The following is a 24,798-nucleotide window of genomic DNA, read 5'->3' as shown; positions in this document are numbered from 1 at the left end:
AATCTTGTCACTGCGCTTTTGCTCTGCGCGTTGTTGCGCTGTCATGTTAAATCCTCACAAAAACCGTACTGGTGGGTGGTTTTAATAATCTCCATAGCCTTCACTCATGATTGAGCGTATAGCTTGTTTTTTTAAGTTTGCTGCTTTCTCTTCGGCACTCAACTCATTAGCGTCCTTGTGGCCTTGTAATGTCAAAGCCGTTGCTGCTTTGCCACACGTATAAACGTATGCAAACAATTGCTCGCCATTAACGTGCGTAGGCACTATTTTTGTGTAAGCAACCATGTCACCATCGTTATTTTCTACAAGTTTGTTAGCAACATCTACTCTTCTTTTGCCTCGTAAAGTATCAACTAATTTCATAAATCACCTACTCGTGAATCAGCCATTTTAAATCCTTAATAATTTATTTTAGCAGTACGATTGCCAGCGTAATCCACGCTCCCTGTGAGCGACTTTGGCAGTTAAGGATGCCAGCCTTGAAACTAATCTATTAACTCGTCACGAATCTCAGTGAGTAAATCTAACGTACCATGCAAGTTGATATTGTCACTAATAGCCTCAGCTTCTATCTTGTCAGATATGAGCGAAAGCTCGTCATCCGTTGTTGTTGCCGTGATAGCGTATTCTTTTAACACACCCTCAACACTCATAGCGTTGAGCAACCAATCTCCGGCACTCCAATTCTCTCGGCTTGCACTCTCACGCTGCCATGAGCTGATAACACTAGGATCTTCGTCTTCGACTTGATGCGTGAAATTTTTTGAATGAAGATACATTAAAGCATCTTCCACATCTTCAAACTCACCGTGAGCGTGATGCGACCAATCATTTGTAGTACCCAACCAACCATCAACCCTAACTTCATGGCTTAGGTTGGTTCGGGGCGCTTCAGAAGTGATAGACATCACCAACGTATCACCTAAAATATTCCCCCTAGAATCCTGACTGTTAGGGCCAACATATTCAGAACTAACAATATAAATCATAATAACTCCATAATTTTTGTGTGTCGGAATTGACAGCCCCGACGAATCGGGGAACATTTAAAATTAGGCGTAGAGGTTAATTGCTAGCTTCAAGTCTTCTTTTGTAAAACCTAAGTTCTTATACAGATCAAAAGCAATACTCTTAAACTCTTGAGGTGAACAATGTGGGGATACTTTCAATACTTCTCGGGTTAATACCGCTTCATTTGAATTGTCACCAAACTTTCTTTTTGGCGCATATTCAACTTTAGCTTCATCGGACATTAAGAACTTATGAACAGCTTCTAGGCCCACAGAATGTTGTATTAAGTGTTCCCTAGACATAACAAAGCCAACTTCGTGCATAAATTCATCGAGAGACATTGTTTCTGTTTCGTCATGAATCTCTATTTCAAAAAAGCTATTATCTGAAAAATAAAGACGTACTGCTAAGTCATCGGGTTTGAATAGCTTGAAAGCTTCGGTATTAATAGTGAAACCTTTAGTAGTACAAGCTGATAACATTTTAATTTTCATGGGTTTTCCTTGCATTGATTAAATTGAATTTAAGTTACTAAGCTGCCTGTGCGACAGTAAAATATAATCAAGCTGCGGTTTGTACTTGTTTTAGTTTAAAATTGGCAATCATATCTTTAGCTGAAATTTCACCTCGATAGAATTGCCGTGGTTCGTCAACGTAAACGCCACGTATTTTATTTTTTCCTACTTTACCATAAGCTTGCTCCATATTTAATGCAAAGTCAAAGGCTTGAGGTTTTTCTAAATAGACTAACTCTAGCTTTGAAGCCGACTTTCGATAACAACCCTCACAATTACCAAAATGTTCTGGAATACCTAAATCAAAAGGCTTTCTTTTCCAATAGTCTAAGACCTCCTGTTTAGACATATAAAACCAATCGGCTAAAGGGTAAATACGGTATTGGCCATTAGATTTATTCAAACCACGGTTCAGGCGTTTAGGTTCATCACCACGAATACCTATAGCGGTTGGATAAGTGCCGTTTTTCCACCCTAATGACTTCAGGTAACTTATAATAACGTTTTCTTTAAGTTCCCGAGTACAGTGAGGATAACCCTTATTGGGAATACCGTATTTTTCAATTACCGCTTTAAATGGTTCTTGATTTCTACTGGCGGTTTCATAAGTAACAATCTTGTGAGTTGAGGACTTTAGCCCGGGATGCACTACGGCTTCTAGCCAAGTAACAATTCCACCCCAATGATCATCACACTTTTTAGCAAACTCCAAGCTTTCGGGGTGTTCCCATCCGGTATTTGCAAAGCAAATCTGGAAATCAAAATTAGCGGAATACTCGTTGAGAAACCGATCTACCATCGTTGCTGAAGAGCGACCACTACTAAAGGTTAATGCTATTTTTGGTCTCATGATCTTTCAACCTATTAGAAATAGTAAATAAGGTCATCACCTTTAAAGTAATTTTTTAGGTTATGAATAAGGTTAAACATCGGTGCAAACGCTTGTCTGTAATCAACGCTCTGGCCAAGAATTTCATGGCCATGAGTCATGTTGCATTTCGCTATTAATGTTTCGGGAATAGACTTAGCTCGGGCATGTTCGTTAATCGTTAGTAACCGCTCCATGCCGTCCCCTCGGACTATAAACGGTTCAGTACTACGCCTTTTATGATAAAATCTACCAATGGTTCCACAATGCGTTTCATCACCATTTAATAGCTGTCTTTTAGCAAAACCTTTACCGTTTTTGGCGTCACGAATGGATTTGGCTTTAAGGTATTCATTAGCTGACCAATCGGATTCAGAAACATTTACATCTAATAGATCTCGTAGTGTTGGATATGTTCGCGTCATCTTGAATTTAAAGACTTCGTTAACGACGGAAACCGGCAAGCCATTTGAAATAGCCATGAACCAAAAGCGTTTTCTATTTTCAAATGTTCCCGTTTGAACGTTATCTAAAACAGCTTCTATAACGTGGTAGCCACGTCGAATAAGCTCTTGCTGAATAAGCACGTACATTGGACTACCTTTAGCCTGTGGTACGTTCTCAGAGTAAATTATCGATGGATTCGCGGCCCTCAGCGTACTCATTAAGCCAAAGATACTCGTACCAGACTCATGCTCTTCAGGACTTAGTTTGTGGCTTGATGCACCCGCTTGGGATAAACCCGCACAAGGCAAACTAAAGCTGAATATGTCCACTTGCTTAAGTAGTTCGGGTTCCAGTTCTTCGAGTTTACTTTCAAAAAAAACGGTTTCATCGGTAATAGCAAAGTTCTGAGCGGCTGCGGATTGAAGATATTTAATTTCTTGGTCAACAACCCAGACCACACTTGAATCTAAATCGTTTTCCGTAATCGCTTGATGAACAGCAGCGGTGCTAATACCGCCACCCGTACACACTGAGGCTTCTGTTAATTTACCTGACAGGATTGCTTTTTTTAATCGCTCTTCTCGCGTTGTTTTAGCTTGTTCTTCATGATGAATGGTTATTTTTATAACCCCCCGAGAACAAAAAATGGCCCTAATGCGTGTTCCTTCGGGGAATTCATTACCAAACTTACCGAGACTTAAATCAATGATAGGTAACTCTACATCGTTTCTAAGACGACCCGAAACCTTGTAGTCACCATCAGGATGCTCTTTTAGGGTGATGGTCTTGTTTTCGGTGTCTATCTCTCGAAAGTAATAGCCACCGCGTTCAAATCCTGCAGTTTGAAGTTTTGCACCTTCAAGCCACAATCTAGCACCCGAACGATGCTTTTTTATAGTCGTATAGCTGATTTGCTCAGACATATCGTCAATCCTAGTTTTAGTTAAATAGGGGGGAGTGTTCCCCCCCCTAGGTTTAGTTTTAATAATGTTCAGAGAGTGTCCATGGATGCGTTATTTTTTCTAACGAATCTGGGCTACAGGCAAACCAGTAAGAGTCCTTATTTAAATAAATAAACCTACCGTATGTTACTCTGTCATCAAACCCAATTATCGTGTATGGCCCAAACGAAATACCAAATTCGTTTGTGAACATAACCTTCTGGCCAAGACTGAAATCACAAGGCGCGGGGGCTGTGTCTACCATTTCAAGATCTAAATATTTTATTTTTGCCATGGACAATCCTGTTTAGATTTTAGCTCTGTGAGTTGTCGCCTCACTTCTTCTGTAAATAAAAGGGCGTCAGGAAGGTTCCCAAGGTCATCAACATTAACTGCGACCCAAAAGTAAGTGGCTAACGAACCCGTAATCTCGAACAGCTCACTACCTAAGAAATCAAAATTATCCAGTTCATCATGCAAAATCATGCTGTACGGATAAAGATCTTGTACTAGAACATCTTCACCCACACCCAAAACATCCCCAATATTGGCTACACCATCACCGTTAAAGGTAGTGAGGGTGTGTATCACAGCATTACAGAAGTAAAAATGTGTCATGGCTCGTCTAGCGTGTTCATCTGGGCTCATAGCTCACCTCTTGAACATTTTTTATGGTGATACTATCCAATGGTCTGTCAAACAGTTTCGCCAAATGCTTTCTCGCCTCGGTTACGGCCTCAAAAGCATTTGTGGCGAGCGTTTTACCTTCCCCAGAAGTTTTGATCTTATCGCTAATAAGAAACTTATAAGTGTACATTTTTGCCATTAGATGTCCTCTCTTAAGCGAAGCGCTACAGGTAAGAATGGGATGTTCTCCGGTGTGTAGTTAAAGAACTTAACAGTTAGCATTTTCCCTGTTGCGTTCTCTCGGTCTAACCATGCTTGATGTTTTTCTTGCATCGTGCCAGGCGAAGTGCAAGTAAAAGCTTTGCCTTCGGATGTTATACATTCATAAACCGCGACTTGGTAAGTTATCTCGCCTTTAATGACGGGAGTCCCAGACTTAACACTTGTGACCTTAAACTCGGCATCTTGGAAATCTTTTTTCTTCATTAACGAATTCGAACGCTTACCTTCTTCATATCCGGCATTACCATGGCGAACCATCGTTCCTTCGTAACCGTTGCTTAAGTTTTCAGAGTGAAAGTCATCAAGTTCGGGTTCACTTTCCAAATAAGGAGAGGGCACAACATCAATAATTTCAGAGTTAACAAGATTAGCTACACGGGTTATAAAGCTAAGACGCAAGTCATAACAGTTGGGGTCTTGACTGATCACATCGTACATAACGTATTTAAGTTTTTTACTTTCAGGTTTAGGCTTTTTAACCCACGACGAAATTGTTTGAAGCGTTTCACCATGGGCGTAAACTTCACCATCGAGCGTTACCGATTCTAAAAGGGTAGGCATTATCTCATGCAAGCTTTGCAGTTCAGAACGAATGTGTTCCACGTCCAAAACCTTACCTTGACGTGAGTAGAGTACGACTTTGCCATCTTGCACCGTGGCCAACATGCGGTGGCCATCAAGCTTCGGTGAAGCATATACGGGAAAATCCCACTTTTTAACCTTTTCAATAGGCTGTGCCAGCATTGGTTTTGCAAAACCAAGCGAGTTCGTAACAATGTCACCTTCTTTTGGCACTTCTGTTACATATCCCTTGTCGAGTTGCTTTTTGACTTTTGATTGTGCGTCAAATACCGCTTGCATCAAGGGTGTCGTTTCATTAGCACGACCAAGGTTTTTACCTTCAGTATAAATCTGTGGCGTGATCACGGGCTTGCCGCCTAAGACTTTTAACGCTGAACGGGTAAGGGTTACTTCACCGCAAGAGGCTTGGTCAACCGTTATTTGCCAACTACCAACTTGGCCCGTTGAGTGAATTTTATAAAGCGTTTGGTTGTAATGTGTTTGAGACATTTTCGTCAATCCTATCTTATTTTAAGTTGGGCCAACAGACTCACCAAAAGCACCCGCTGGGAGCCTCCAATAAGGTGTATGAATGTTAGCGGTAAATTCTGTACTGAGTGCTATTTCTAGCCATTTTGGGTCACAATCATAAGGCTTACCCTTCGAGGCCTGTTCTTCCACACTCAGCTTTCGATTAATGGTTAAGCCAAATTGTTTTTCGTATTCCGCTATACGATTAAATTTTTCGGGCATATATTTCTTTATTGTTGCCCATTGATTCGCGGATCCAAAAATACAGGCCAAACAACTGGTTCTACCCCATCCTAGATGGTACGCAGGGTGGGCTAATATTTGGTGGCGCTGTAATGTAAGCCATACTTCTTTTTCATTCCAAGCGTGAACTGGTCGCCAATGGTCAATGTGTCGGCTTGCTTTCTTACCATTTCGGTTATCTGCCATGTGGGGCTGAAAGGTCTGGTATTTCGCTCTGGAAGCACTTTCTTCGGCCCTTTCACCTGTAATAAATAGTGTTTTTCCGGTTTTAAAAAGTGGGTCATGTATTAACACCTTTGACCCCACATCAACTTTTAAGTACGCTGAACACCAGCGAGTTCTAAGATCTGCCGCTGTCTGTGGAAACTTTAGCCTTGTGTTCTTTTTACCGGAAACACCCCCAACGGTAATACGTGCACCGTTGGTAGCCTCAAATGTTACAGGCTTAGTCAAAGCATTTTCCCTGAGCATTTCACCTTCAAAACCACCAACTTTCCAACTAAAGAAAATTCGCATATCAAAGTGTTTTGCAAAAGCAATGCAATAGGCTTTGGTGCAGGGCCAATCCATCAAGTCACTATCTTCACCATCAACATCATGATGCAGAAGTATGATCTTGTTAATTGGTACACCTTCATCAATAACGTGGAGAACTGCCGCAACGGAGTCTTTACCACCGCTAAACGCTATGGCCACAGTGTCATAATCGCTTAGGTTCGGGCTGTGGGGTATAACTTCGACAACTGTCTGAGTCATATCGTCAATCCTAGTTTTAGTTAAATCAGTGGGGTTCGTACCCCCACCAAGTTTTAGTTCTATTCGGCCTCTAAAAACAGCGACCATTTTTTTACGTGGTTATCAAACCCATCATTTGATTGACCGTGATATCTAAATTTACCATGGTCATACATGCATATCTGATAACCTTCTTCAGACCAATCAGGGCAATAAGCAATCAATAATCGTCGTTTGGGTGGTAAGCTGCTTCGAGGAAACCATATATTCATATTAAATCCTCTGGCGTGTTTGTACCCTGTAGAACACCCAATAAAAAGTCCTTATTCTTGAACTTTTTAAAGGTGTCATAGCTAAAGCGATTTACTCCTTCACGATACGTATAAACCTCCACTTCGCCATTAGACAGCTTATGAAACGTAATGGTGTGGAATCGACTTTTTAAGCCTTGAACAAAGGTGTCCACTATCTGTAACTCTTCGTCATTTAATCTTAATTTGTAGAATTCTACTTTAATCTCTGTGGCCATAATTTAAACCTTGTATCGTTCTTTGGAGGTTATCGTTGATGAAACAAAGTTTTTAACTTGATTAGGACAAAGCTTACTTAGCCATTCTATTTCGTCTTGATAGTTTTCCGAGGCCACAAAATTGTGCCAATGAGAAGTGGCTTTCTCGGTTGTGTCCCAACGGTAGCCACGTTCTTTTAACTGATCTTTAACGTGGAAAGGCGCTGTGTAGCAACGTATGTGATACGTTGTGTTAGCGGCATTTTTTAGCAACTCATTCAAGCTTTGAGGGTAATCCATAAATAAACGAACCGTGGCTAAACAATCCGTATCAGCTCGGTGTGCATCGTAAAAATAACCCGCCTGAACCAACAGCATTTCTAAGCGATTACCCTTCAATCCATAATTAGACCAAGCTATATCTTTGATGGAACATGCCCAATTCAAATTACTTAATTGTGGAAATCGTTTGTCAAAAAATGCGCGATCAAATTGGGCGTTGTGAGCAATGACAAAAGCAACATCACCCAATATTTGAGAAATTAAGTTGTCGTCAAATTTGAAACCCCTAACTTGCTCTAAAGTTATACCTGTGATTTCGGTTATTTCAGGTGTAATTTCGCCTTTTGGTTCTTCAAACCAACTGGCACAACCGATTATTTGGGTGATGTGACCTTGGCTTGGGCTATAAGTAAATTTAACTAAACCAAGTTCAATTACTTCATTTTCCTTCCAATCTAAGCCCGTGGTTTCAGTATCAAGCATGATCAGGCTTATTTCATCACCAACGGGTGTGTTGACCAAAATAGGGTAGTTTGGTAATTCAGTCCTTGAAGTAAAAGGAACACGTCTTAAAGCCCTAAAATTATGTGGTTCGGCCTGAATCTCGGCCAAGAGAAGGTTGTTTATAGCTAACATTGTCAATCCTATTTTATTTAAGCAATTTTAATTAAGGCTTCAGTTATTTTCTGAGCCATTAATATCCTGACTCTGAATCTCTAGAGGGGAAACATAAACTTCGTGAAGTAATTTCGAGCCTTTTTTATTAATTCGAGTCCCAGTTATGAGTTTTAAATCCACAATAATTCGGAAAGCAAAGGATGGTAAAGGCCTGTTATTCATACGCTTAATGACATACTCAGCGGCACGTTTACGCATAAATATTTCGCAAGGTTCCCCATCAACAAAAGGCATCCATTCTTTGTAATGAAGCGTGAATGTGTCCTTTAAATCTTTGAAAGCTAACATCTAAAACCTCATTGTCATCATAATGGCCGAACGGCCAAGGTTCTCAAAATAGACACCGTTCAAATTATCCGTAAAGTAAACCTTACCCTCAGATTCAAATCCTGAAAGTAATTGTGTGACATCTTTACATTTAAGTGCCAACTCTACCGTAGTATTTTTAACTCCTGTTGGTAGGGTTACGATGTAACCCTTTTGACTTCCGTTAAAAATTCGGATCTCCGACTTAGCTAAACAATCCTTGAAGGTTTTAACATCTAAAGAGTACAGACCCTTATTCAGAATTCTTTTCCAATCGGGATAGCGGCGATCAACGTCAATTTTTATTTTCTCAGCGTTATAATAACCGTCTTCTAAACCTTCATCGTTATCCGCTACGTGCATACGATGCCCATCACTGGCTATTATTTTATCTTCGGAAACATAGACATAATTGAGATAATAGCGAATATCTTTTTTTGCCATCGAGGTACTACACCACTGAAAGTTAGTTAGTGTCTTGGTTGTAATTTTAGGCTTGAAAAAGTTATAAAGTTCTGCCAATCCCTTCACCAAGTCAGGTGAAGCGTTTTCGTCGGGTAAATCCTGAATAATCGATAATACCGTTGTGAATAGTTCATCTTTTGGTTTTGATTGTGAACAATACATTGCTTTTTCTAACACTGCTTGGTAGTTACTCATTTCGAACCCCTATAACTAAGTTTTACCACACCTTCATCTATGGCAGCGTAGAGCATGGCGCAACGTTGTTCTTCATTCATGTGGTCAAAGACGGCTTGATTTTTAGCATTTAAACACTCTCGGAATTTAGCTAAATGTCTCAACATTTCCTCTTTATGGCTTTCTTCAATGCTACCTTGGCAACGTTGGCAAATACCAAAACCTCGGTCTTGGTCTTGGTCAACATAACCTTCCCAAGTTTCAAACCAAGTACCACAGCATCCACAACTCAAGCCCGTTCCAACTTTTATGTTAATTGCCATGGTCAATCTCCACTTCGCAACAGGTATAATCAACAACAGGAACCATGGCGGGGTTCAATTCTAAAACTAGGGGTTCATAAATCGCAAATGGTGTGCCGTCTGCAAATTTAGCTATAACCTTACCGTCTTTAAAGTCATAATCTTTAGCCTTGGTAAAATAAAGCCATGAACCCGATTTAGATTCCGGCAGGGGCTCAAATTGAACACCGTTTTTTTGTACTAACTGCACTTTTCTAATGTTAACTTGACCACAACGAGGGCCAACACCCACGTAAGTTGTTTGCCACGTTGAACCCAGAACCAATGCACGTTTAAAATCTGCTAAAGTTTTCATTATGCTGCCTTACGTTGGTCTAAAGTGAGTGATTGTGTCATGGCATCAATAAGCGCTTTGCTTGGCTTAAAGTGCGGTCTATAACTGGTTTCAGTGACTTCAACAGATTCACCTGTTTTTGGATTACGCGCTATTCTGGCTGGTCTTGACGTGAATTTGATTGTGCCAAAACCCCTAATTTCAATCCGTTTACCATTAACTAGGCAATTTTTGATTTCCGCTATAATGGCTGAGAAAAAAATCGTTAAGTCTTTTTTACTGAGTTTCGTCTCTTTTACTCGCGCTAACCAGAGAGTTAGAAACTTCGATGCGGGTGTTTGTCGTTTTGGACACCCAAGGTCAAAACAGTTTCCAGACCATACGGCAGAAGGTCTCCAACGACTGGTGATTTCCTTTTCTTCACCCGTTTTTGGGTTACGACCAACTCTTGAGGTCTTAAATTTTGGATAGAAGGTTGCTAGGTTTGTGACGTTGATTTTATTACCCTTAACCAATTCTTCCCCTAAAGTTTCAAAAAATATCGTTGTTAGATTAATGGACTCGATTATCGTTATCTTTTTAAATTTTATGGCTTTCGCAATATCTTTTTTAGCAACGGTTATGTCGCCAAAATTTCCAGTTTTTGGCTTTTCTAAACGGTTGTATTTCATGATACGTCCTTAAAAATTATTTTGTTTTCCGCGACGATTTCATCCCAAGGTTTTCCGAACCTTAGTCCTCTTACGCGCTTATTGTTTGCTGGATTTGAGCGAGCAACTTCTTCCATAGTGATCGCTTTTTTGTAAAGTTCAGGCTCGCTTTGCTCAAGGTCTAAAATTTCACAAACTTGAGTCGATGGGCAAAAGAAACAGGCACTTTTCTTGGGGTCTGGTAATCCTTCAGCCAGAATAAGATTGGTGCAATCTTCACGGTTTAAGCCCCACTCTTGAAGCGGAAAAGAGACATCAAATTTGCACTTCTCACGCTCAATAGCAGGATTGATTTTCTTTGGTAGGGCAAATCGACAAGTACGTTCATCTTCATCAGAATCAAAACCGATTACCTTGGTTACTTTATTCTTAATATCAATACAGCGTCGAAATTTTCCCCATGTACCTTTTGTTATTGGATGATTATTATAAAACACATCCATAGCCGCTATTTTCCACTTGGCGCTACAAGTGTGATTACCGTAGGCAAGGCTTGGTAAAGTGGCCTTTTCTATGCAATAGTCATACAACGTGCTAGTACTGCCATCAGCAAAACGCTTACGGCAGATACTAAGCTCGGGAAAACCCACGGACTTTAGCCATTTATTCAAAATTGGAATGTAGGCGTAAGTGTGGGGCATTTCATTACCAACATCGGCAAATAGAATGATGTCAGGACGCCAACCCCTTTGTTTAAATAAAACAAGAAGAGCAATTGAATTAGTACCTAAGCCACAATTCATTACTAGAGTGTTGTTTTGCTCAATTAAGTCTTCAATTGTGGCCATGACTTACTCCCAATCCCAGCTATAACCTTCTGAAGGGAAATCACCATCTCGAATCTTAAAATCAACGTAGGTGTTAAATGCTTCATTGACGGCAATAACATCTACTTTTTTGGCCGCATCCAAACAATGCAGAACATCACCGCTCCCAAGTTCTAAACCCTCAGATTCAATATGTTCTTTGAAACTTTCAACGGCTTCCTCCACGGTTGGCCATTCAACCGCCTCCATATTAAGATAGAAATCCCCTGCTTTTTGACCTTCTGAATCAAATAATCCAAATGATTCCCAAGCTGATCCGTCATAAAACGTGTGTTTTTTAAATTGTTCTAAAGCCGATTCTAAAACCGTTATACATTGGTATATGGGGTCTTTTTGGAAAGCCCTACCCGTCCCATCAATTTCGATGGAAACGGTTAAGGTTTCTATTTCACGATATTTCTTTTCTGGCATCTTCAGATACTCCTTTTGGCCCAAATTTACGGACGAACCGCTTTTCTTTTTGGCCATGAAAGTTAATTACAATGTGGTTGTTACTCTTTCCGTCGCATAAGTTGCATTGCTCACAGCGAAAACCTTTTTCAAAAGAACAAACAACTTCGTTAGCCAAAATAGGCTGGTCGGCTGTTTTAACTCTGAAAGTTGCAAGGTGGCTGTATTTCTCAAGTTGAGACTCGGTTTCAATCGAAACTTGGCAAAACTTAAGAATGTTGGAGTCAAAACATTCATGCTCAATTTGGTGAGTAAAACCCGTATGGCCATGGCACAAACTAACGACACCAAGCCAAACGTGGTAGGGAACAGCAGCAGGATCACCGTAGGAACCGAGCCTAATCAAACGTCCAAAGAAACGCCCAATATACTGAGGGGACATCTTAGGATATTTGTTTTCATGATATTGCCGCCAGATATTCAGTGGCGCTTGAAATGGTAGGACGTAGCATCCACCACCGGAAAAATGTCTGTGAGGGCATTTACCGCAAATGCTTACGTCTTGGCCTGTTTTTACAGCCACGTTAGGTGAAACATCCTTTCGAAGTATCCATGTTTGGATCACATTACCTGTTTTTTGGTTAAGTGAATCAAACGTGGCCACAACGATAATAGGTTGACCATCTAACATACTCGGGCCGTCGAACAGAACCACACCATTTACTCGGCTCACTAATCCGTAATAGCGTAGATAGCTTGGTGTTCGGAATGAAGGGTGTCGTCACCAAAAACGTAAGCCCGAAGGGCATGGAAACGGTTTGATGCCAGGCGTTGGATTTCACCTGAACTTCGGAACGTTAAATCTGACCAGTAGAACAAATTCACAATTATACTGAAAGCATCGGCTGACACTTCAAAACTCTCATACCCATTGCTAACTTTAAATTTCTCTTCCGTATCGAGGCGTGTGTAAACGATACTTTCGCTTACAACATTATCTTCCCAAGTACCCGATTTGTAATCTGGGCTGATTTTATCCGCTTGAATAAAGAACCGAATTTCTTCTAACGGGTTAATAGCCAATAATGGGCCTAAAGTCTTTTTCATATCATCAATCCTAGTTTTAGTTTAAGTAAACGTTAGCGCCTTGTAGTACGCCAACGATATAGTTTTTTTCAACTGGTTCTTTAGTCTCACGATTAAAGAAATAGCCGAAAGCATAAGGGTTATAAGTTGCTTCAAGGCCTTTAGGGCTTGGAACAATTATATTTGAGGCATCTATCAGGCTGCCAAAACAAAAGCCGTGAACATTTTTACGGCCTTCACGAATTACACGTTGGCGGCTTGCTTCACTAACTTTAAAAAATACATCTTTGAGGACAATACATTTTGCATAACCAATGACTTTGTTTTTGTCTGGGCCATCACATGCTTGTATTGAGTAAAATTCAGGTTTGTTTAGGTTTCGGTAAACTTTAACAGCTTGGCCTTGGTATGCCTTTCGGGTAACGTTCCCCACCTTACTCTCAAAAAAACCTGTTTCTAATAAACTGTTGGATAAAACGTGCATGGGCCACCTCGGAGGGTGATATTAGATTAAAGAGATTTTCGGGCAGCTTAAGGAACCTAGGTGGAATCCCCATTTACCAGAACGTGCATTGAGTTTCACTTCTTCAACCAATTTACTTGGTTGTAGCGCAAACAGTGTCATTCGATTGGTTTTTTCGGCTAAGGCGTAGGCCAAGGCCATAAAGGGGTCGTTGTGGCTGAAATGCCACTCTACATTTGTGCTGAGGCAGATAACTTTCATAGCTTTCTCGTTATAGTAAAATAGGTGGGGGTATAGAGGGCTGGTATACCCCCACCAACATGATGTTTCCCCCCCTGTGTGGTGGGGGGGACTCATACCGTCAATCCAAATAGTTGTCTGTCTGTCTGTTAAAACGACAGTGGTTGCGTGTAGCTAACCAACGGGACGGAATATATAAAAATTATATTTTATTGTCCAGTAAATACGAATAAAAATATAAAAAGAATACCTTTACGGTCGAATACTTTCTTTTTGATAGTTTTTTTAGTCCTTTTAGTGGTCTTGTGTCCTACAATGTCCTACAATGTCCTACAATGTCGGTAGAGCCGACCTAAATTCTTAAATTATGGTAAAGGTTTTTATGTTATATCTTGAATCTATGTCCGAAGTAGAACGTAAAAATTGGGTTGATTCCGTACTTTTACGTTTGAAACAATTACACAATATCAAATACTCTAATTCGCTTGATGAAATCTATAATTTTCCAGCGGGAACAACGAACACCATAAGTTCAAAAGGTAACGTTAAACGGGTGATCGATATGGCTCTAACAGCTTCCGACCACTTTAAAGTTTCATTGGATTTTCTTTTGAAAGCCATGGAAACAAATAAAACCACTATGCCACAAGCGGAACTTGAGGTTGCCCTGTTTAAAGCCTTTGAATTAGGACTTATCAAAGTTGAGTATCAGAATATTAACTTGGTAGCGAAGCTCATTTGTGATGAAATTCAACCGAAAATATCTGAACCTGAGTATTTACTTAACGCAGGTTAATTTGATAGGTTTTTTTGTCTTAGCCTGATTTGATTCCGATTCAGGCTCTTTAAATTCCTTCTTAACAAAAACAAAATCAACGTTACTTGGTTCGTGTTTAATCTCTACAGTTGTTATTTTAGTTGTATGTGTTTTCACACATAAGGCATATTGGGATTCAAGCAGAGTTATTAGCTTCATATCCTCAATACGCTGTTCAATACTTTTAGAGGCCAATTCTGAGCGTAGCTGCATTATCTGAATACTAATTTTATCCGCTGGTGAACGTGCTACTTGTTTGTAAATATCATCAAAGAAGAACAGTAATAAAGCGGAACAAATAAAAAGAAATATGAGAAATATAGCTAACATATCACCCCTTTTTAAACAAATTTAGATACCGATACGTATGTTTGAAAAACAACATGTAATGCAAAACTAATAGGGCACTGATCCAGTTCCAAGCGGAATAAATGGGCATCCAAAAAGAGGGTCTAACTCCACCCTCACAAACATCACAAGATATCCAAAAGTCGTAACGGTTGACGTACATCTGTAAAAGGCCATAACTAACACTGTTTACAAGAACTAAGGCCAGAATTCTTTTTGTGTTGGGATGAATATTCACCGATAACACTAGATGTAAAACCAGCGTTGTCATTACAGTGAAAACATCGAACAAAACCCATCCGTACACGAACACTGAGCCCGAATCAAAAAACATTTGTTGGCTGATATCCGTATAAAAAGCAACAAAGGCAAATTCGGTAATTATGTACGTACCAGTTAAAATACTTGCTGCAATAGGTAGGCTGTATCCGACGTTTCTGATATTTGAGACCAAGAATATTGTGGCCACGATATAGAGCGTTGTTTGTAGCATTGAAACTAGACGGCCGACCTGAAAGGCTTTACCTCCGTCGACATCAACAAAATACAACGTGTAAGCATCCAAAATCTTAAATATCATAAGAGTTAAGTAATCCATCATAAATCCAGTTGTAGTTAATAGCGGGGGGGAGCAGTCCCCCCCCCAAAAAAAAGTTCGATTAAGGTTTTTTATCTGGTGGGATAATAACCCCGCCACCACGCTGTAACTCTTTTGCAGCACTTGAAAAAGTTACAGTGTCTGCTGCGAGGGTGTTGGTTTCAGGTTTTTTATCTGGGGGAATAATAACACCACCACCACGTTTAGGGGCTGGGCTATCTACCGGAGTCGTAGAACTTGAGATTATAATCATTATTGTGTCCTTTTAAATAATAAGTCTTAAATTTAACTGTTTTAGAGAGGTTAAAAAAGTAGAAAATATAACCTACAGCTAAATATATAGGCCTTTTAGCTTGTATTAACCTTCAGTAATCATTTTGGTTACAATTGGGGCCATGTTCTAACATCAAAACGCAAAGCTTTAACCAATAACTTACTTCTTTCCAAACGTTCAGCCTCACGATGCAGAGCGTCCATTACAGCTTCCAAGTACTCTTGGGGTTTTCCCTCGACAGGAACATCTAATAGAACTTTTTTTAAGTGAAAGGCCAGAGCATCCGTTTGAGGGCAAAAATCAGAAGGGAAAGCTCGACAAAGCTCGGCCCAAGTAATTTTTTGCCACTGGTGCTCTGTTACTAAAGGTTTTAATTGAGGCAGCATGGGTCGACCTCGATATAAGTCCATAAAGTAAACCCTTCGTCTTCCAACTGATAACGGATTTGCTCAGGTGTAAAGCGTGGCCCAAAATTAATTATACGGCTTTTGTTTCGTGCGGTGCTGTTAGGGTTGTAAGCTAAAAACTCACGGTTTGGTTGTGGTAAATCAACCTCTAAAGATGTTAATACAAGCATATCGTCAATCCAAATTTTAACTAGTTCGGGAATATATTAGGGCGCTAGCCCGCTTTAGCCAAGGATAAAGGACGTAGTAAATTAGAATAAATGACACCCTGACGGGTAAATCGGTGGTAGACACCATTGTTTACCAAAGCAATTAAAGACTTGTTTTTGTGAACCTGAACCGAAATATCAGATAACGATACTTTCTTAGCTAGGCTTCGGTAAACAGCCAGCATCAAGCAAATGGCTTCGAACTCAGTTGTACTGTGGACGGTAAATGGTTTCCCGCCCACACTTATCAAACTAATATCAACAGAAAACATAATTACCTCCATTGGGTACGGTTAAGTGTGAACTGACCAGCGTGGTGATTCAGTCGTTCCGTGGTTTATCAAACCACCGTTGTATCTAAAAGGTTCCTCTCTCTCACAAACACCTGAGAAAATCTCAGCATCCGATAACGGACGCCCATAATCATCAAAAGGTCGGTTGTAGTAACAGAATATGAATTCACTGGTGAACCCATTGTCCACGCTATATCCCGCACCATTTAAGACAACAACACCATCACTGATTAACCAATTGTTGATGTAGTGGAGCCAACTTTTTGCCCACTCGACAGACTCAAGTTGCACTTTTTTTTCGTTGTACTGAGCGCGTAAGTCCTTATCTTTTATCCAGCCCTTGGGCAAACCGAGGAAGTAATCAATTTCACCCTGTAGGTTCTCGATTTGCTTCTGGCCCGCTAACGCTTTTTTATGCCAGCGCTTGAACTGGTCTTGGCTGAATTGATTTGGAAAGTGAATCATATTTATTTTCCTTAAGGTGGGGTCTGAACCCCACCACTGGTTTGAATTTGAATTAAAACCCAACGCCAACATCATAAACTAGGATTTGAACCTTGAATTTAGGCGACAATCTGAATCAATCGCTTATTCAAGTTGTTGCTCTGGATTTCATCGATTATTTAGAACATGACTAGAGCCTGTCCGAGATATAGGCTGTGAAAGTGGGCGTGGGCAATTACGTGGCCAAATTTTTTGGCCTAAGGCTAAACTTCTGGCACATATTTTGCCCACGCCCACTTTCACGTCCTAGCGACTACAAAACTCAGAATAAAGGCCACGCCTTGATTAATAATATGAACATAATCATGGGGTTAATCATGAACCACGCCCATATTGTGAAATAGTTACGAAATATCGGCCACGTTTTGGACGTGGGCAATAATAGGGTTAAGATTGAAGGTTAAAATCAAATATTAGGCCTTAAACCAGCGCTAAGGCGTGATTTAACCATTTAGACGAACAACTAGAATAATTAAGGTTAAAAGAGGCTTAAAATCGATTCTAGGAGGTGATTAAAATTCAACGTCAAAAGGTAGGTAAAAAGTTTGGGTCAGGACATAGGTATAATGACATTATAGACCTTTAACCTGTCTCATTTCCTTTTTTAGGCCATTTTTGATTAATAAACGTTCATTTTTTAACTTATTGGTTATAAAAAGTGCCTTGGTTATATCTTTTTATTGTTTTTCTGAAATAACCACCTTTTTGGGACACGTCCATGTTTTGTATGTGGACAGGTATAACGTCCTCACCCCAATTAATTATCCTGTCCAAGATGTGGTTTTGGTCTAAAGGTAAATCTAAAATTATTTTCATATTTTGAATCCAAATCCAAATTAAAGGCTTCACGCAATGAATATGGACAGCTAAGGCCCTTAATCCACACCGAAGACGTCAGCCAGAACCAAGTTCAGGTTGTGGCAATTAATATTTATTAGTGAGTAAGTCTTTCTACTGAGGGGGGTTCGTACCCCACGCTTAGGCTTGTGCTTGGGCTTGTGCTTGGGTGTGAAGGAACGCAAAAAACCCTACCAGAGGGTAGGGTTGTTATTCGTATTTTTTAGCCTTTACACTAAACCCGCAGCTTCAAAAGCTTTTTTTAGAGCTTGATTTTCAGGCTCTTTTTTTGGCTCTTTTTTTGGTCTAGTCGTGGATTTTAAAGCCTCAGATAGCTTTAGCTCTAAAGCTAGCTTTTCAGCCTCAATTTTTCTTATATGTTCTGCCATTGCTGACGCTACAGCGTTTACAGCTTCTGTTTTTGTTTCCATGTTTTGAGCTTCTGAAAAAGCCGCAGCAAGAAAAGGCATCTCACCTAATAGCAAAGAGATCCCCGCCTCAGCGATAGCTAAAGCCCCCGTTTTAGACGTTAAATAAGGATCGTTGGATGTTTTAGCTTCTGCTTCTGCTTCTGCTTCGTCTTCTGCTTCTGCTTCGTCTTCTGCTTCTGCTTCGTCTTCTGCTTTAGCTTTAGCTTTAGCTTTAGCTTTAGCTTTAGCTTTAGCTTTAGCTTTAGGTTTAGCTTCTGCTTCTGCTTCTGCTTCTGCTTCTACAGCGGGCACGAATTGAGACCACAAGCCTATCAAGTCATTTTTTGACTCAATTATAGACCCTGTAAAAAGAGGTAAAGAAGCAAGGACTTTTTCCGCTTCTATTGCGAAAATTTCAGGTTCTTCAAAGTCATAAAGTGATTTAATTAAATCCTTCAAAACGTCGGGCATTTCTTGTGCCGCTTTAGCTATTAGAACCGTATCAGGACGCCAATTTTTCACACGCTCACCCATTGTTCGCTCATCTTTGATCGCTTGTTCTTGTGCCTTTGATGGTGGCTTGTCGCCTTTCCAAACTAAATTTCTATTAGGTGTTTTTTCAATTGTCCAACCAGACAATTGAGCAAGTTCAAGCGTTGTTAAATCTGCGCCTTTGACAAGCGTAGATGCGGCAACACTTAACGCTGTTTGTATCGCGCCTTTACGAGAGTTTTTAAAACCCTCAATCATAACTTTAGATAATTTTGAAGCGTTGAACGGTAAAGCGGTGTTTTGAGTAGCCATTTTGTCAATCCTTTTTAGTGGGGTTCACACCCCACATTTTTTAGTTTAATTAGTGGGGTTCATACCCCACAACTTTCGAGTGTCAAAAAATTGACACCCACCACGGATCACGGGCGTAGTTTGGCCATGATCGTGGTTTCGGTCTTCTTTCTCTCGACCGATGGAACAAGTATATAGCCCCCCTATATTTTTTGCTAGTCTTTTTTGCCCTGGAGTGGTGGCCACCCCAGAACTACCGGAGAAAAAATTTTAAAAATTAGAAAAAAAATTCTAGTCCTGTTATGCTCGACCCCAGAACCAGAAGCAGAGCCACGGCAAGAGTTATCAAATGAACCCAACCCAAGAAATAAGCCTGATTATCCCCGTCGAAATAATGGCAGTTATAACCCAGACACAAGGAACACGTTATGTATCAGAGAGAATCCGAGAGCTTCTGTCTGATTGTAATTCTTGCCCTGAAGTAGATTTAAGTGATTTGCTGAAGGTTAAAGCCGTTAAAAAAAACCTGTATATGAGCGTTAACCAAGCCAAGAGTTACCGTCAAAAAGCCGGTGAACGTGGCCAATCAGTTTCAACGTACTTGGTTAATTTAATGGCCAATAAGTTAAGTGCTGATGGATTACTATGTTTGGAACCAAGATGGTCAAAGGGATTAAATGATTTTTTAGAGCCTGAATATACACCAACACCACGCTTTCTTTTATCTAAAGAATTGCTGTTGCACACAGAACTAAAGGGAATATCTAGGCCTTTTGATGTTGATTTGATGGTAGATATTATCCTTGAGCATAAGGATTATTGTCTTGGTGATAATGAGATTATTAGTGTCGAAGGTTTTTACTTCAATGCTCGGGATAACAAGGATAAAATAAATGTGAAGATGTCATTACCCCCAAAGATTGACAACATATTAACTCAGCTTTCTCTTAGGATGGGTACTTCAAGAAACATGGTAATGACGCAAGCCTTATTGCGCCATTTGGGGCGTTAGTCTTTATCTAGGATTGACTTCATATCATCTAGAAACTCAGTTTTTTGAACGGGTGTAAGGTATCGTTCCATACTGTTGATGATGTATTGTTTGAAATCTTTAAAATGAGCCACGCCAACGGATTTTTCTTCGAGGCTAAGTAACTTCTCAAGTAGTGATGTTGCTACTCGGAACATTTGTACTTTTTCACCAGTTTCCATTTTATCAATAGAAACCATGGTTTTTTTCATATTGCGGTATAGGGTTCGGGATTCACTTTCGATGTCGATAGCAAGATTTTCATCCTCAAAGACGTCGAAGTTATCCTTTTCTTGGCTTAGAGTTCGAGCCTCTTTTTCTTGTTCGCTATTCAAAGAGGCACCAGCGAGTAACATTGAGCTGATGGCCATTCTTAACTGAGGACTATAATTACACTTATCTGAATTTAGTGCTTCAGGGTTTGCTAATAAAATATCTCCTAGGGCGGCAAGTGCTTCCACGGCTTTAGGTGTAAAACTAGGTAATCTAGGCTGCATACGTCAATCCAATTAACTTTAAATTTTAGGGTTGTTAAGTTTATACTTGCTTTAGCTTAACTTAAAAGCGATAAAAATTTAGGATTGACGAAATGACAGAGTTTCAAAGAACGAGGTTAGCCTATTCACCAGAGCATTTTATCGCTCAAGAGTTTGTAAGCCGAAGAACCTATGAAAAGCTTGGGGATAAAGCCTTACGCTATATTGACTCAAGAATTCTTTCCACCGCTGATTTATTACGAAAGCAGTTCGGAACAACAACCATAAACAATTGGTCTTTTGGCGGTAAGAGACAATACAGTGGTTTAAGGTGTCCCCACGAACCTTATTACCGTGAATGGAGTGACCATTCTTTTGGTCGTGCCATAGATGCTGTTTTTAAAAATTATACCGCCCAACAAGTTCGAGATTATATCGAAGCTTACCCAGAACAATTCCCAGATATTAGTTTTATTGAAGAGGGCCAGAACATTACTTGGCTTCATGCTGGTTGCCCTAACTTACTCAGTATTAATTTCAAAGTAAAATATGATAATTCACTTATTTTTTGGAATAAGGATACGGGGCAGTTCCGAGAAATTTTACGTGCTCATGGGAACAGATTAAATGCCCGCAAATAATAATGAAAAATGGCTAAATCTAAGCGTCAGTATCTTCATGCCTCTTTTTGGTATTGCTTTGACGGCTTTGGTAACTTGGATCTGGAAAGTTGACGACCGACAATACGAGCTTGCGGGGACTATGCCTCAAGATTATGTCTCTAAAAAAGAACTCAACGACACACTTACGGCTGCGACATTAAACTTTGAAGTAAAATTTCAGATGCTTCATGATTTAATCAAAGAGCGCAAAGAAGACAGAGTTAAATTTGAAAACCAACTTCTTGGCGAAATGAAATCGAATAGTGCCGCTGTTCATGACCTTGCGCTAAAATTGGAGCAGAGAACAAAGGGGAAGCAATGACCCCTTTGTCGAATAATAAATGTTTAAACAGCTTTTATGGTGATGTGGCCGATAGGTTCAACCGTGACAGTTTAACCATGACTAACGGTGAATGGATTTGTACCAATACCAGTTTAAATAAAAAACCTTTCAACTTTTCTCGCTATCCTTTCCAAGAGCAAATAGCGAATGATATGCACGAAAACTTAAGCTGCATAAAGCCCTCACAGGTGGGCTTAACTGAGATACAAATACGTAAATCGCTTACTATCATGAAGCGTTTTGAGAATAGAAATCTTATCTATACCATGCCTAACGATAAGATGTTTAAGCGTATTTCTAAGACTCGTATTTTGCCTATAGTCGAATACGATAAAGCTTTTAGGGACGTTGTTAACGGAAAAAACAGGCTGTCAATGGATTTGATACCTATTGGATCCAACTTCATGTATGTAACGGGTTCAACTGAAGGGGATGCAACTTCAATTGATGCGGATTTCTTATTTCACGATGAAGTTGATTTAACGTGTCCAAAGATGCTAGCCCTATTTAGCTCTCGTCTTCAAGGTTCGGATTTAAGGATCAGACAAAGTTTCTCTACTCCAAAGTGGGAGGGGATGGGCATACATAAAATGTTTTCATCCAGTGATCAGCATGAATACATGATTAAATGTCGATGTTGCAACCATTGGCAAATACCGCTATTCAACAAGGATTTCATTTACATCAAGGGCGGCTGTCTCGATATGGTTAATAACCTTGATGAACTTGAAGAAAGAATGGTTGATGACGGAAAAATCCAATTAGAAACTATCGTTTTAAAATGCAGTAAGTGTCACAGACCACTAAATTTAAAAGATTATGATAATCGTCAATGGGTAGCGAAACATCCACAAAGAACTCACAGTCGAGGTTATTACGTTAGGCCTTTTTCTACGCATACTTTAAGCCCAAAGTATATTTTAACTGAGTTGTTCAAATACAAGTCACGCGATAATTTAGCTGGTTGGCAAAATACGGTATTAGGTGAAACCGCGAGTGCGGGAAACAAACGTTTAAGTCAACCGCAAATAGAGAATGTGATGTTGGGTGAAACAATACAATTACCGAGCGCTTCGACACCTTGTTATATGGGTATTGATGTGGGCCAAACCTGTAACATTGTAATTGGCACCGGCCCAAGTATTGCCGAGGTTGAGGTTATTTTATTTATAACCTGCCACGTTGATTCTATTTTTTCGGTAGTTACCCGTTTAAGCGAGCAATACAATATTGTTGGTGGTGGTATGGATAAGTTTCCGTACACACCAACAAGTAATGCGGTTCGGGACTTAACCGGAGGTAAGATAATTCCAGTTGACTACAAAGCGGGTAAAGAGCTTGTTGAAGAAAAAGACTCGTTTGGCCGGACAACAGCGGTTGTTGTAAACCGAACCATGATGATAGACCATGTTGCTAATGGTATTAGAAACGCTGGTTGGCGTTTGAAAGGTTATGGTTCCGAAAAATCGGTGGTAATAACGCACTTGATGGATATGGTTAGGGAAGAGAGTGATGAAGGTCAAGCGGTATGGGTAAAATTAAACAATACGGACCACTACTTTCATGCCCTAGCTTATATGGTTTCAGGTATGATTTACCACGGTATATCTCAGGCAAAGCTTGGTCATCAATCGGTTGCGGATAACCCTTTTGAAGGTCTACTTAGCGAAGAGTTTCAGAATTTTAACTCTTGCCAAGATCTTATTGGTTACAGTGTAAAAAGCCAAGACTCTAAAAATATTATAACCCGATACTAGAAGGTAAAATTTTAAAATGGATCTGTTACAAACTCTCGCTCAAATTGTGGTGCTACCAAAGTCACCCAAAAAAGGTCAATCCCGAACCAACACTTTTAATCCCGACCAAAAGGCTGAGGTTCTACCATTACCAAATTTCAAAGAACATTTAGAGGACATCTTTGATTCCAGAACTTCCAAGAATAGTCGGGAGATTATTCTATCCTTGGTGAAGTCCGACCCTGATGCCTCTGCGGCCTTAAACTCTTACTTAACTACCTCGGATATTGCCCCCATTATCTTAGTTAAGGATATTGATGGCCAGATAGATAGAGAGGGAGTAAAGCTGGTAAATAATATTTTATCCATCTTGACCAAGCGATTAGATTACACCACAGGATTTAGCCAAAAAAGGTCTCTAAGGTCTATAGCGGAAGACCTAAGATATATGCTTTTGTGCCGTGGTGGTATTGCTGCAGAAGCAATTTACAATGAACAATTGGTGCTTGATAGAATAGTAACACCCGACATAGCAATGTTTAAATTTCAGGAAAAAGAGCCGGGTTTTATTATCCCTTGGCAAACCCAAGGTGGTGAAGATAAGAAGTTAGATATTCCAACGTTGTTCATTGGATGGTATCGAAAGTCCCCCATGGAAACCTATGGCCACAGCTTGTTCTTGGCGGGTATTAACACTATGGCCGCAAGGCAGCAAGTTATAAATGATTTGTACCGTATCATGCAAATAACGGGTTATCCAAGGATGACCGCTGAGGTTCTTGAAGATGTAATAGCGGAAAACGCGCCACCATTGGTGAAGTCCGACCCGCAAGAGTTTAGAAAATACCTTCGAGCAAGAAGAAATGAAATTGTTGGCCAACTGCAAGCAATGAGAGCAGACCAACCTTTAGTACATTACAATAGTGTAAAAATGGGTATTCTTAACGAGAAAAATCCTGGTATAGGGATTGATATTAAGGAAGTTATTGAAACACTAAACGCCCAGAATCAAGCGGGCTTAAAAACTATGGCCACGGTTTTAGGTCGAGGGGAGTCCGGTGTAAACACAGGTACTGTAGAGGCGCAACTTTTCGGTAAAATGGCGGGGTCAATAAACAAACCCATTGCCGAGTTAATGAGTGATATCTTAACTCAAGCTATAAGATTTCAAGGGTCTCAAAGCTCAGTAGAAGTGATTTACCCTGAAGTTGACTTGCGTTCTGAACTTGAAATGGAAGCGCAATTGTCCATGAAATCCGCTAGATTAAGACAAGATCTTAGTTGGGGGTTAATAACCGACGATGAATATCATCTGAAGATGTATGGTAGATTACGTCCCGAATTATCACCTGAATTATCTGGAACTAATTTTATGAACCCTCAAAATATGGAAGTGGATTCAACTAAAATTAGCCCCAACAGTGATCCCGTTGGTAGAAGTATAACCAGCAAAGACGATAAGAGCGCAAGTTCGAATCAAAATAAATAAAAGCTAGATTTATTAACTGATATACCCTAGCATTTGAACATAAAATTTAGGATTGA

Annotated in this window: 36 protein-coding genes; 6 read left to right on the top strand and 30 right to left on the bottom strand. The window is 40.0% G+C overall.

The window, feature by feature from the left end:
• Positions 1-81: 81 nt before the first annotated feature.
• From AC3KZC_RS12765 to AC3KZC_RS12660, 22 genes are all read right to left on the bottom strand, one after another.
• Complete coding sequence (locus tag AC3KZC_RS12765; protein ID WP_490578399.1) at positions 82-363, bottom strand: hypothetical protein; 282 nt, start codon at positions 361-363, stop codon at positions 82-84.
• A 122-nt stretch (positions 364-485) separates the two neighbouring features.
• Positions 486-989, bottom strand: coding sequence for a hypothetical protein (locus tag AC3KZC_RS12760; RefSeq protein WP_490578400.1), 504 nt, complete (start codon positions 987-989; stop codon positions 486-488).
• Positions 990-1,052: 63 nt separating this feature from the next.
• Complete coding sequence (locus AC3KZC_RS12755) at positions 1,053-1,505, bottom strand: hypothetical protein (protein WP_490578401.1); 453 nt, start codon at positions 1,503-1,505, stop codon at positions 1,053-1,055.
• 67 nt (positions 1,506-1,572) lie between these two features.
• Positions 1,573-2,376, bottom strand: coding sequence for an adenine nucleotide alpha hydrolase family protein (locus AC3KZC_RS12750; protein WP_490578402.1), 804 nt, complete (start codon positions 2,374-2,376; stop codon positions 1,573-1,575).
• Between the two features lie 14 nt (positions 2,377-2,390).
• Positions 2,391-3,764 (bottom strand): DNA cytosine methyltransferase, encoded by a 1,374-nt coding sequence (locus tag AC3KZC_RS12745; protein WP_490578403.1) that lies wholly within the window; start codon positions 3,762-3,764, stop codon positions 2,391-2,393.
• 300 nt (positions 3,765-4,064) lie between these two features.
• On the bottom strand, positions 4,065-4,430 hold the full coding sequence (locus AC3KZC_RS12740; protein ID WP_490578404.1) for a hypothetical protein: 366 nt from the start codon (positions 4,428-4,430) through the stop codon (positions 4,065-4,067).
• A gap of 177 nt (positions 4,431-4,607) precedes the next feature.
• Positions 4,608-5,762, bottom strand: coding sequence for an ATP-dependent DNA ligase (locus AC3KZC_RS12735; RefSeq protein WP_490578405.1), 1,155 nt, complete (start codon positions 5,760-5,762; stop codon positions 4,608-4,610).
• A 21-nt stretch (positions 5,763-5,783) separates the two neighbouring features.
• Positions 5,784-6,782 (bottom strand): phosphoadenosine phosphosulfate reductase domain-containing protein, encoded by a 999-nt coding sequence (locus AC3KZC_RS12730; protein ID WP_490578406.1) that lies wholly within the window; start codon positions 6,780-6,782, stop codon positions 5,784-5,786.
• Between the two features lie 59 nt (positions 6,783-6,841).
• Complete coding sequence (locus tag AC3KZC_RS12725) at positions 6,842-7,033, bottom strand: hypothetical protein (protein WP_490578407.1); 192 nt, start codon at positions 7,031-7,033, stop codon at positions 6,842-6,844.
• Positions 7,030-7,290: a hypothetical protein gene (locus tag AC3KZC_RS12720; protein ID WP_490578408.1), complete on the bottom strand. Its 261-nt coding sequence runs from the start codon at positions 7,288-7,290 to the stop codon at positions 7,030-7,032. The genes AC3KZC_RS12725 and AC3KZC_RS12720 overlap by 4 nt, the downstream gene beginning before the upstream one ends.
• 3 nt (positions 7,291-7,293) lie before the next feature.
• Positions 7,294-8,187 (bottom strand): 3'-5' exonuclease, encoded by an 894-nt coding sequence (locus tag AC3KZC_RS12715; RefSeq protein WP_490578409.1) that lies wholly within the window; start codon positions 8,185-8,187, stop codon positions 7,294-7,296.
• Between the two features lie 39 nt (positions 8,188-8,226).
• Positions 8,227-8,517 (bottom strand): hypothetical protein, encoded by a 291-nt coding sequence (locus AC3KZC_RS12710; RefSeq protein ID WP_490578410.1) that lies wholly within the window; start codon positions 8,515-8,517, stop codon positions 8,227-8,229.
• Positions 8,518-9,195 (bottom strand): hypothetical protein, encoded by a 678-nt coding sequence (locus tag AC3KZC_RS12705; RefSeq protein WP_490578411.1) that lies wholly within the window; start codon positions 9,193-9,195, stop codon positions 8,518-8,520.
• Positions 9,192-9,497, bottom strand: coding sequence for a hypothetical protein (locus AC3KZC_RS12700; RefSeq protein WP_490578412.1), 306 nt, complete (start codon positions 9,495-9,497; stop codon positions 9,192-9,194). Before AC3KZC_RS12700 ends, AC3KZC_RS12705 begins: the two co-directional genes overlap by 4 nt.
• Complete coding sequence (locus AC3KZC_RS12695; protein ID WP_490578413.1) at positions 9,487-9,831, bottom strand: hypothetical protein; 345 nt, start codon at positions 9,829-9,831, stop codon at positions 9,487-9,489. Before AC3KZC_RS12695 ends, AC3KZC_RS12700 begins: the two co-directional genes overlap by 11 nt.
• A complete protein-coding gene (locus tag AC3KZC_RS12690; protein ID WP_490578414.1) occupies positions 9,831-10,481 on the bottom strand; it encodes an HU family DNA-binding protein in 651 nt (216 codons plus the stop codon). Before AC3KZC_RS12690 ends, AC3KZC_RS12695 begins: the two co-directional genes overlap by 1 nt.
• Positions 10,478-11,308 (bottom strand): phosphoadenosine phosphosulfate reductase, encoded by an 831-nt coding sequence (locus AC3KZC_RS12685; RefSeq protein ID WP_490578415.1) that lies wholly within the window; start codon positions 11,306-11,308, stop codon positions 10,478-10,480. Before AC3KZC_RS12685 ends, AC3KZC_RS12690 begins: the two co-directional genes overlap by 4 nt.
• Positions 11,309-11,311: 3 nt before the next feature.
• A complete protein-coding gene (locus AC3KZC_RS12680; protein ID WP_490578416.1) occupies positions 11,312-11,758 on the bottom strand; it encodes a hypothetical protein in 447 nt (148 codons plus the stop codon).
• Positions 11,736-12,428, bottom strand: a complete 693-nt coding sequence (locus tag AC3KZC_RS12675; protein WP_518525895.1) for a hypothetical protein — start codon at positions 12,426-12,428, stop codon at positions 11,736-11,738. Before AC3KZC_RS12675 ends, AC3KZC_RS12680 begins: the two co-directional genes overlap by 23 nt.
• 41 nt (positions 12,429-12,469) lie before the next feature.
• On the bottom strand, positions 12,470-12,844 hold the full coding sequence (locus AC3KZC_RS12670) for an antirestriction protein (protein WP_490578418.1): 375 nt from the start codon (positions 12,842-12,844) through the stop codon (positions 12,470-12,472).
• 16 nt (positions 12,845-12,860) lie between these two features.
• Positions 12,861-13,307: a L5-gp82 domain-containing phage-derived protein gene (locus AC3KZC_RS12665; RefSeq protein WP_490578419.1), complete on the bottom strand. Its 447-nt coding sequence runs from the start codon at positions 13,305-13,307 to the stop codon at positions 12,861-12,863.
• A gap of 21 nt (positions 13,308-13,328) precedes the next feature.
• Positions 13,329-13,547 carry a hypothetical protein gene (locus AC3KZC_RS12660; RefSeq protein ID WP_490578420.1) on the bottom strand — a complete coding sequence of 73 codons (219 nt, stop codon included), beginning with the start codon at positions 13,545-13,547 and terminating at the stop codon, positions 13,329-13,331.
• A 361-nt stretch (positions 13,548-13,908) separates the two neighbouring features.
• Between AC3KZC_RS12660 and AC3KZC_RS12655 the strand changes: the two genes are divergently transcribed.
• A complete protein-coding gene (locus tag AC3KZC_RS12655) occupies positions 13,909-14,322 on the top strand; it encodes a hypothetical protein (protein WP_490578421.1) in 414 nt (137 codons plus the stop codon).
• Here the strand turns inward: AC3KZC_RS12655 and AC3KZC_RS12650 are convergent.
• The 7 genes from AC3KZC_RS12650 to AC3KZC_RS12620 form a co-directional block, all read right to left on the bottom strand.
• Complete coding sequence (locus tag AC3KZC_RS12650) at positions 14,305-14,673, bottom strand: hypothetical protein (protein WP_490578422.1); 369 nt, start codon at positions 14,671-14,673, stop codon at positions 14,305-14,307. The two genes, AC3KZC_RS12655 and AC3KZC_RS12650, sit on opposite strands and share 18 nt — an antisense overlap.
• Before the next feature lie 677 nt (positions 14,674-15,350).
• A complete protein-coding gene (locus tag AC3KZC_RS12645; RefSeq protein WP_490578423.1) occupies positions 15,351-15,542 on the bottom strand; it encodes a hypothetical protein in 192 nt (63 codons plus the stop codon).
• 128 nt (positions 15,543-15,670) lie between these two features.
• Positions 15,671-15,949 carry a hypothetical protein gene (locus AC3KZC_RS12640; protein WP_490578424.1) on the bottom strand — a complete coding sequence of 93 codons (279 nt, stop codon included), beginning with the start codon at positions 15,947-15,949 and terminating at the stop codon, positions 15,671-15,673.
• Positions 15,934-16,140 carry a hypothetical protein gene (locus AC3KZC_RS12635; protein ID WP_490578425.1) on the bottom strand — a complete coding sequence of 69 codons (207 nt, stop codon included), beginning with the start codon at positions 16,138-16,140 and terminating at the stop codon, positions 15,934-15,936. The genes AC3KZC_RS12640 and AC3KZC_RS12635 overlap by 16 nt, the downstream gene beginning before the upstream one ends.
• A 44-nt stretch (positions 16,141-16,184) precedes the next feature.
• The gene (locus tag AC3KZC_RS12630) at positions 16,185-16,451 is read right to left on the bottom strand and encodes a hypothetical protein (RefSeq protein ID WP_490578426.1); all 267 of its coding nucleotides are present in this window, start codon (positions 16,449-16,451) and stop codon (positions 16,185-16,187) included.
• A gap of 21 nt (positions 16,452-16,472) precedes the next feature.
• Complete coding sequence (locus AC3KZC_RS12625; protein WP_490578427.1) at positions 16,473-16,937, bottom strand: hypothetical protein; 465 nt, start codon at positions 16,935-16,937, stop codon at positions 16,473-16,475.
• 1,106 nt (positions 16,938-18,043) lie between these two features.
• Entirely contained in the window at positions 18,044-19,027 is a 984-nt protein-coding gene (locus AC3KZC_RS12620) for a hypothetical protein (protein WP_490578428.1), read from the bottom strand.
• A gap of 328 nt (positions 19,028-19,355) precedes the next feature.
• On the opposite strand from AC3KZC_RS12620, the gene AC3KZC_RS12615 reads away from it, so the two are divergent.
• Positions 19,356-20,018, top strand: coding sequence for a hypothetical protein (locus AC3KZC_RS12615; RefSeq protein WP_490578429.1), 663 nt, complete (start codon positions 19,356-19,358; stop codon positions 20,016-20,018).
• Here AC3KZC_RS12615 and AC3KZC_RS12610 read toward each other — a convergent pair.
• Entirely contained in the window at positions 20,015-20,533 is a 519-nt protein-coding gene (locus AC3KZC_RS12610) for a hypothetical protein (protein WP_490578430.1), read from the bottom strand. The two genes, AC3KZC_RS12615 and AC3KZC_RS12610, sit on opposite strands and share 4 nt — an antisense overlap.
• 92 nt (positions 20,534-20,625) lie before the next feature.
• Between AC3KZC_RS12610 and AC3KZC_RS12605 the strand changes: the two genes are divergently transcribed.
• The 4 genes from AC3KZC_RS12605 to AC3KZC_RS12590 are packed head-to-tail and all read left to right on the top strand — an operon-like array spanning position 20,626 to position 24,742.
• On the top strand, positions 20,626-21,153 hold the full coding sequence (locus AC3KZC_RS12605) for a hypothetical protein (protein WP_490578431.1): 528 nt from the start codon (positions 20,626-20,628) through the stop codon (positions 21,151-21,153).
• Positions 21,140-21,496 (top strand): hypothetical protein, encoded by a 357-nt coding sequence (locus tag AC3KZC_RS12600; protein ID WP_490578432.1) that lies wholly within the window; start codon positions 21,140-21,142, stop codon positions 21,494-21,496. Before AC3KZC_RS12605 ends, AC3KZC_RS12600 begins: the two co-directional genes overlap by 14 nt.
• Positions 21,493-23,274: a phage terminase large subunit family protein gene (locus AC3KZC_RS12595; protein WP_490578433.1), complete on the top strand. Its 1,782-nt coding sequence runs from the start codon at positions 21,493-21,495 to the stop codon at positions 23,272-23,274. Before AC3KZC_RS12600 ends, AC3KZC_RS12595 begins: the two co-directional genes overlap by 4 nt.
• 16 nt (positions 23,275-23,290) lie before the next feature.
• On the top strand, positions 23,291-24,742 hold the full coding sequence (locus AC3KZC_RS12590) for a hypothetical protein (RefSeq protein WP_490578434.1): 1,452 nt from the start codon (positions 23,291-23,293) through the stop codon (positions 24,740-24,742).
• Positions 24,743-24,798 lie beyond the last annotated feature (56 nt).

Source organism: Pseudoalteromonas sp. J2K-J031, assembly GCF_058197095.2.
Note: the sequence above shows the minus strand (reverse complement) of the source record. Positions and strands in the feature narration are given on the sequence as shown.

Excerpts from the sequence above, each read along its gene's own strand:
- AC3KZC_RS12765 (WP_490578399.1), bottom strand. The coding sequence starts at position 363 with ATGAAATTAGTTGATACTTTACGAGGCAAAAGAAGAGTAGATGTTGCT.
- AC3KZC_RS12680 (WP_490578416.1), bottom strand. The coding sequence starts at position 11,758 with ATGCCAGAAAAGAAATATCGTGAAATAGAAACCTTAACCGTTTCCATC.
- AC3KZC_RS12655 (WP_490578421.1), top strand. The coding sequence starts at position 13,909 with ATGTTATATCTTGAATCTATGTCCGAAGTAGAACGTAAAAATTGGGTT.
- AC3KZC_RS12745 (WP_490578403.1), bottom strand. The coding sequence starts at position 3,764 with ATGTCTGAGCAAATCAGCTATACGACTATAAAAAAGCATCGTTCGGGT.
- AC3KZC_RS12670 (WP_490578418.1), bottom strand. The coding sequence starts at position 12,844 with ATGAAAAAGACTTTAGGCCCATTATTGGCTATTAACCCGTTAGAAGAA.
- AC3KZC_RS12665 (WP_490578419.1), bottom strand. The coding sequence starts at position 13,307 with ATGCACGTTTTATCCAACAGTTTATTAGAAACAGGTTTTTTTGAGAGT.
- AC3KZC_RS12595 (WP_490578433.1), top strand. The coding sequence starts at position 21,493 with ATGACCCCTTTGTCGAATAATAAATGTTTAAACAGCTTTTATGGTGAT.
- AC3KZC_RS12620 (WP_490578428.1), bottom strand. The coding sequence starts at position 19,027 with ATGGCTACTCAAAACACCGCTTTACCGTTCAACGCTTCAAAATTATCT.
- AC3KZC_RS12645 (WP_490578423.1), bottom strand. The coding sequence starts at position 15,542 with ATGATTATAATCTCAAGTTCTACGACTCCGGTAGATAGCCCAGCCCCT.
- AC3KZC_RS12630 (WP_490578426.1), bottom strand. The coding sequence starts at position 16,451 with ATGTTTTCTGTTGATATTAGTTTGATAAGTGTGGGCGGGAAACCATTT.
- AC3KZC_RS12760 (WP_490578400.1), bottom strand. The coding sequence starts at position 989 with ATGATTTATATTGTTAGTTCTGAATATGTTGGCCCTAACAGTCAGGAT.
- AC3KZC_RS12695 (WP_490578413.1), bottom strand. The coding sequence starts at position 9,831 with ATGAAAACTTTAGCAGATTTTAAACGTGCATTGGTTCTGGGTTCAACG.
- AC3KZC_RS12750 (WP_490578402.1), bottom strand. The coding sequence starts at position 2,376 with ATGAGACCAAAAATAGCATTAACCTTTAGTAGTGGTCGCTCTTCAGCA.
- AC3KZC_RS12755 (WP_490578401.1), bottom strand. The coding sequence starts at position 1,505 with ATGAAAATTAAAATGTTATCAGCTTGTACTACTAAAGGTTTCACTATT.
- AC3KZC_RS12735 (WP_490578405.1), bottom strand. The coding sequence starts at position 5,762 with ATGTCTCAAACACATTACAACCAAACGCTTTATAAAATTCACTCAACG.
- AC3KZC_RS12740 (WP_490578404.1), bottom strand. The coding sequence starts at position 4,430 with ATGAGCCCAGATGAACACGCTAGACGAGCCATGACACATTTTTACTTC.
- AC3KZC_RS12610 (WP_490578430.1), bottom strand. The coding sequence starts at position 20,533 with ATGCAGCCTAGATTACCTAGTTTTACACCTAAAGCCGTGGAAGCACTT.
- AC3KZC_RS12690 (WP_490578414.1), bottom strand. The coding sequence starts at position 10,481 with ATGAAATACAACCGTTTAGAAAAGCCAAAAACTGGAAATTTTGGCGAC.
- AC3KZC_RS12720 (WP_490578408.1), bottom strand. The coding sequence starts at position 7,290 with ATGGCCACAGAGATTAAAGTAGAATTCTACAAATTAAGATTAAATGAC.
- AC3KZC_RS12725 (WP_490578407.1), bottom strand. The coding sequence starts at position 7,033 with ATGAATATATGGTTTCCTCGAAGCAGCTTACCACCCAAACGACGATTA.
- AC3KZC_RS12675 (WP_518525895.1), bottom strand. The coding sequence starts at position 12,428 with ATGTTAGATGGTCAACCTATTATCGTTGTGGCCACGTTTGATTCACTT.
- AC3KZC_RS12615 (WP_490578429.1), top strand. The coding sequence starts at position 19,356 with ATGAACCCAACCCAAGAAATAAGCCTGATTATCCCCGTCGAAATAATG.
- AC3KZC_RS12650 (WP_490578422.1), bottom strand. The coding sequence starts at position 14,673 with ATGTTAGCTATATTTCTCATATTTCTTTTTATTTGTTCCGCTTTATTA.
- AC3KZC_RS12600 (WP_490578432.1), top strand. The coding sequence starts at position 21,140 with ATGCCCGCAAATAATAATGAAAAATGGCTAAATCTAAGCGTCAGTATC.
- AC3KZC_RS12730 (WP_490578406.1), bottom strand. The coding sequence starts at position 6,782 with ATGACTCAGACAGTTGTCGAAGTTATACCCCACAGCCCGAACCTAAGC.
- AC3KZC_RS12605 (WP_490578431.1), top strand. The coding sequence starts at position 20,626 with ATGACAGAGTTTCAAAGAACGAGGTTAGCCTATTCACCAGAGCATTTT.
- AC3KZC_RS12705 (WP_490578411.1), bottom strand. The coding sequence starts at position 9,195 with ATGAGTAACTACCAAGCAGTGTTAGAAAAAGCAATGTATTGTTCACAA.
- AC3KZC_RS12640 (WP_490578424.1), bottom strand. The coding sequence starts at position 15,949 with ATGCTGCCTCAATTAAAACCTTTAGTAACAGAGCACCAGTGGCAAAAA.
- AC3KZC_RS12590 (WP_490578434.1), top strand. The coding sequence starts at position 23,291 with ATGGATCTGTTACAAACTCTCGCTCAAATTGTGGTGCTACCAAAGTCA.
- AC3KZC_RS12715 (WP_490578409.1), bottom strand. The coding sequence starts at position 8,187 with ATGTTAGCTATAAACAACCTTCTCTTGGCCGAGATTCAGGCCGAACCA.
- AC3KZC_RS12700 (WP_490578412.1), bottom strand. The coding sequence starts at position 9,497 with ATGGCAATTAACATAAAAGTTGGAACGGGCTTGAGTTGTGGATGCTGT.
- AC3KZC_RS12635 (WP_490578425.1), bottom strand. The coding sequence starts at position 16,140 with ATGCTTGTATTAACATCTTTAGAGGTTGATTTACCACAACCAAACCGT.
- AC3KZC_RS12710 (WP_490578410.1), bottom strand. The coding sequence starts at position 8,517 with ATGTTAGCTTTCAAAGATTTAAAGGACACATTCACGCTTCATTACAAA.
- AC3KZC_RS12660 (WP_490578420.1), bottom strand. The coding sequence starts at position 13,547 with ATGAAAGTTATCTGCCTCAGCACAAATGTAGAGTGGCATTTCAGCCAC.
- AC3KZC_RS12685 (WP_490578415.1), bottom strand. The coding sequence starts at position 11,308 with ATGGCCACAATTGAAGACTTAATTGAGCAAAACAACACTCTAGTAATG.
- AC3KZC_RS12625 (WP_490578427.1), bottom strand. The coding sequence starts at position 16,937 with ATGATTCACTTTCCAAATCAATTCAGCCAAGACCAGTTCAAGCGCTGG.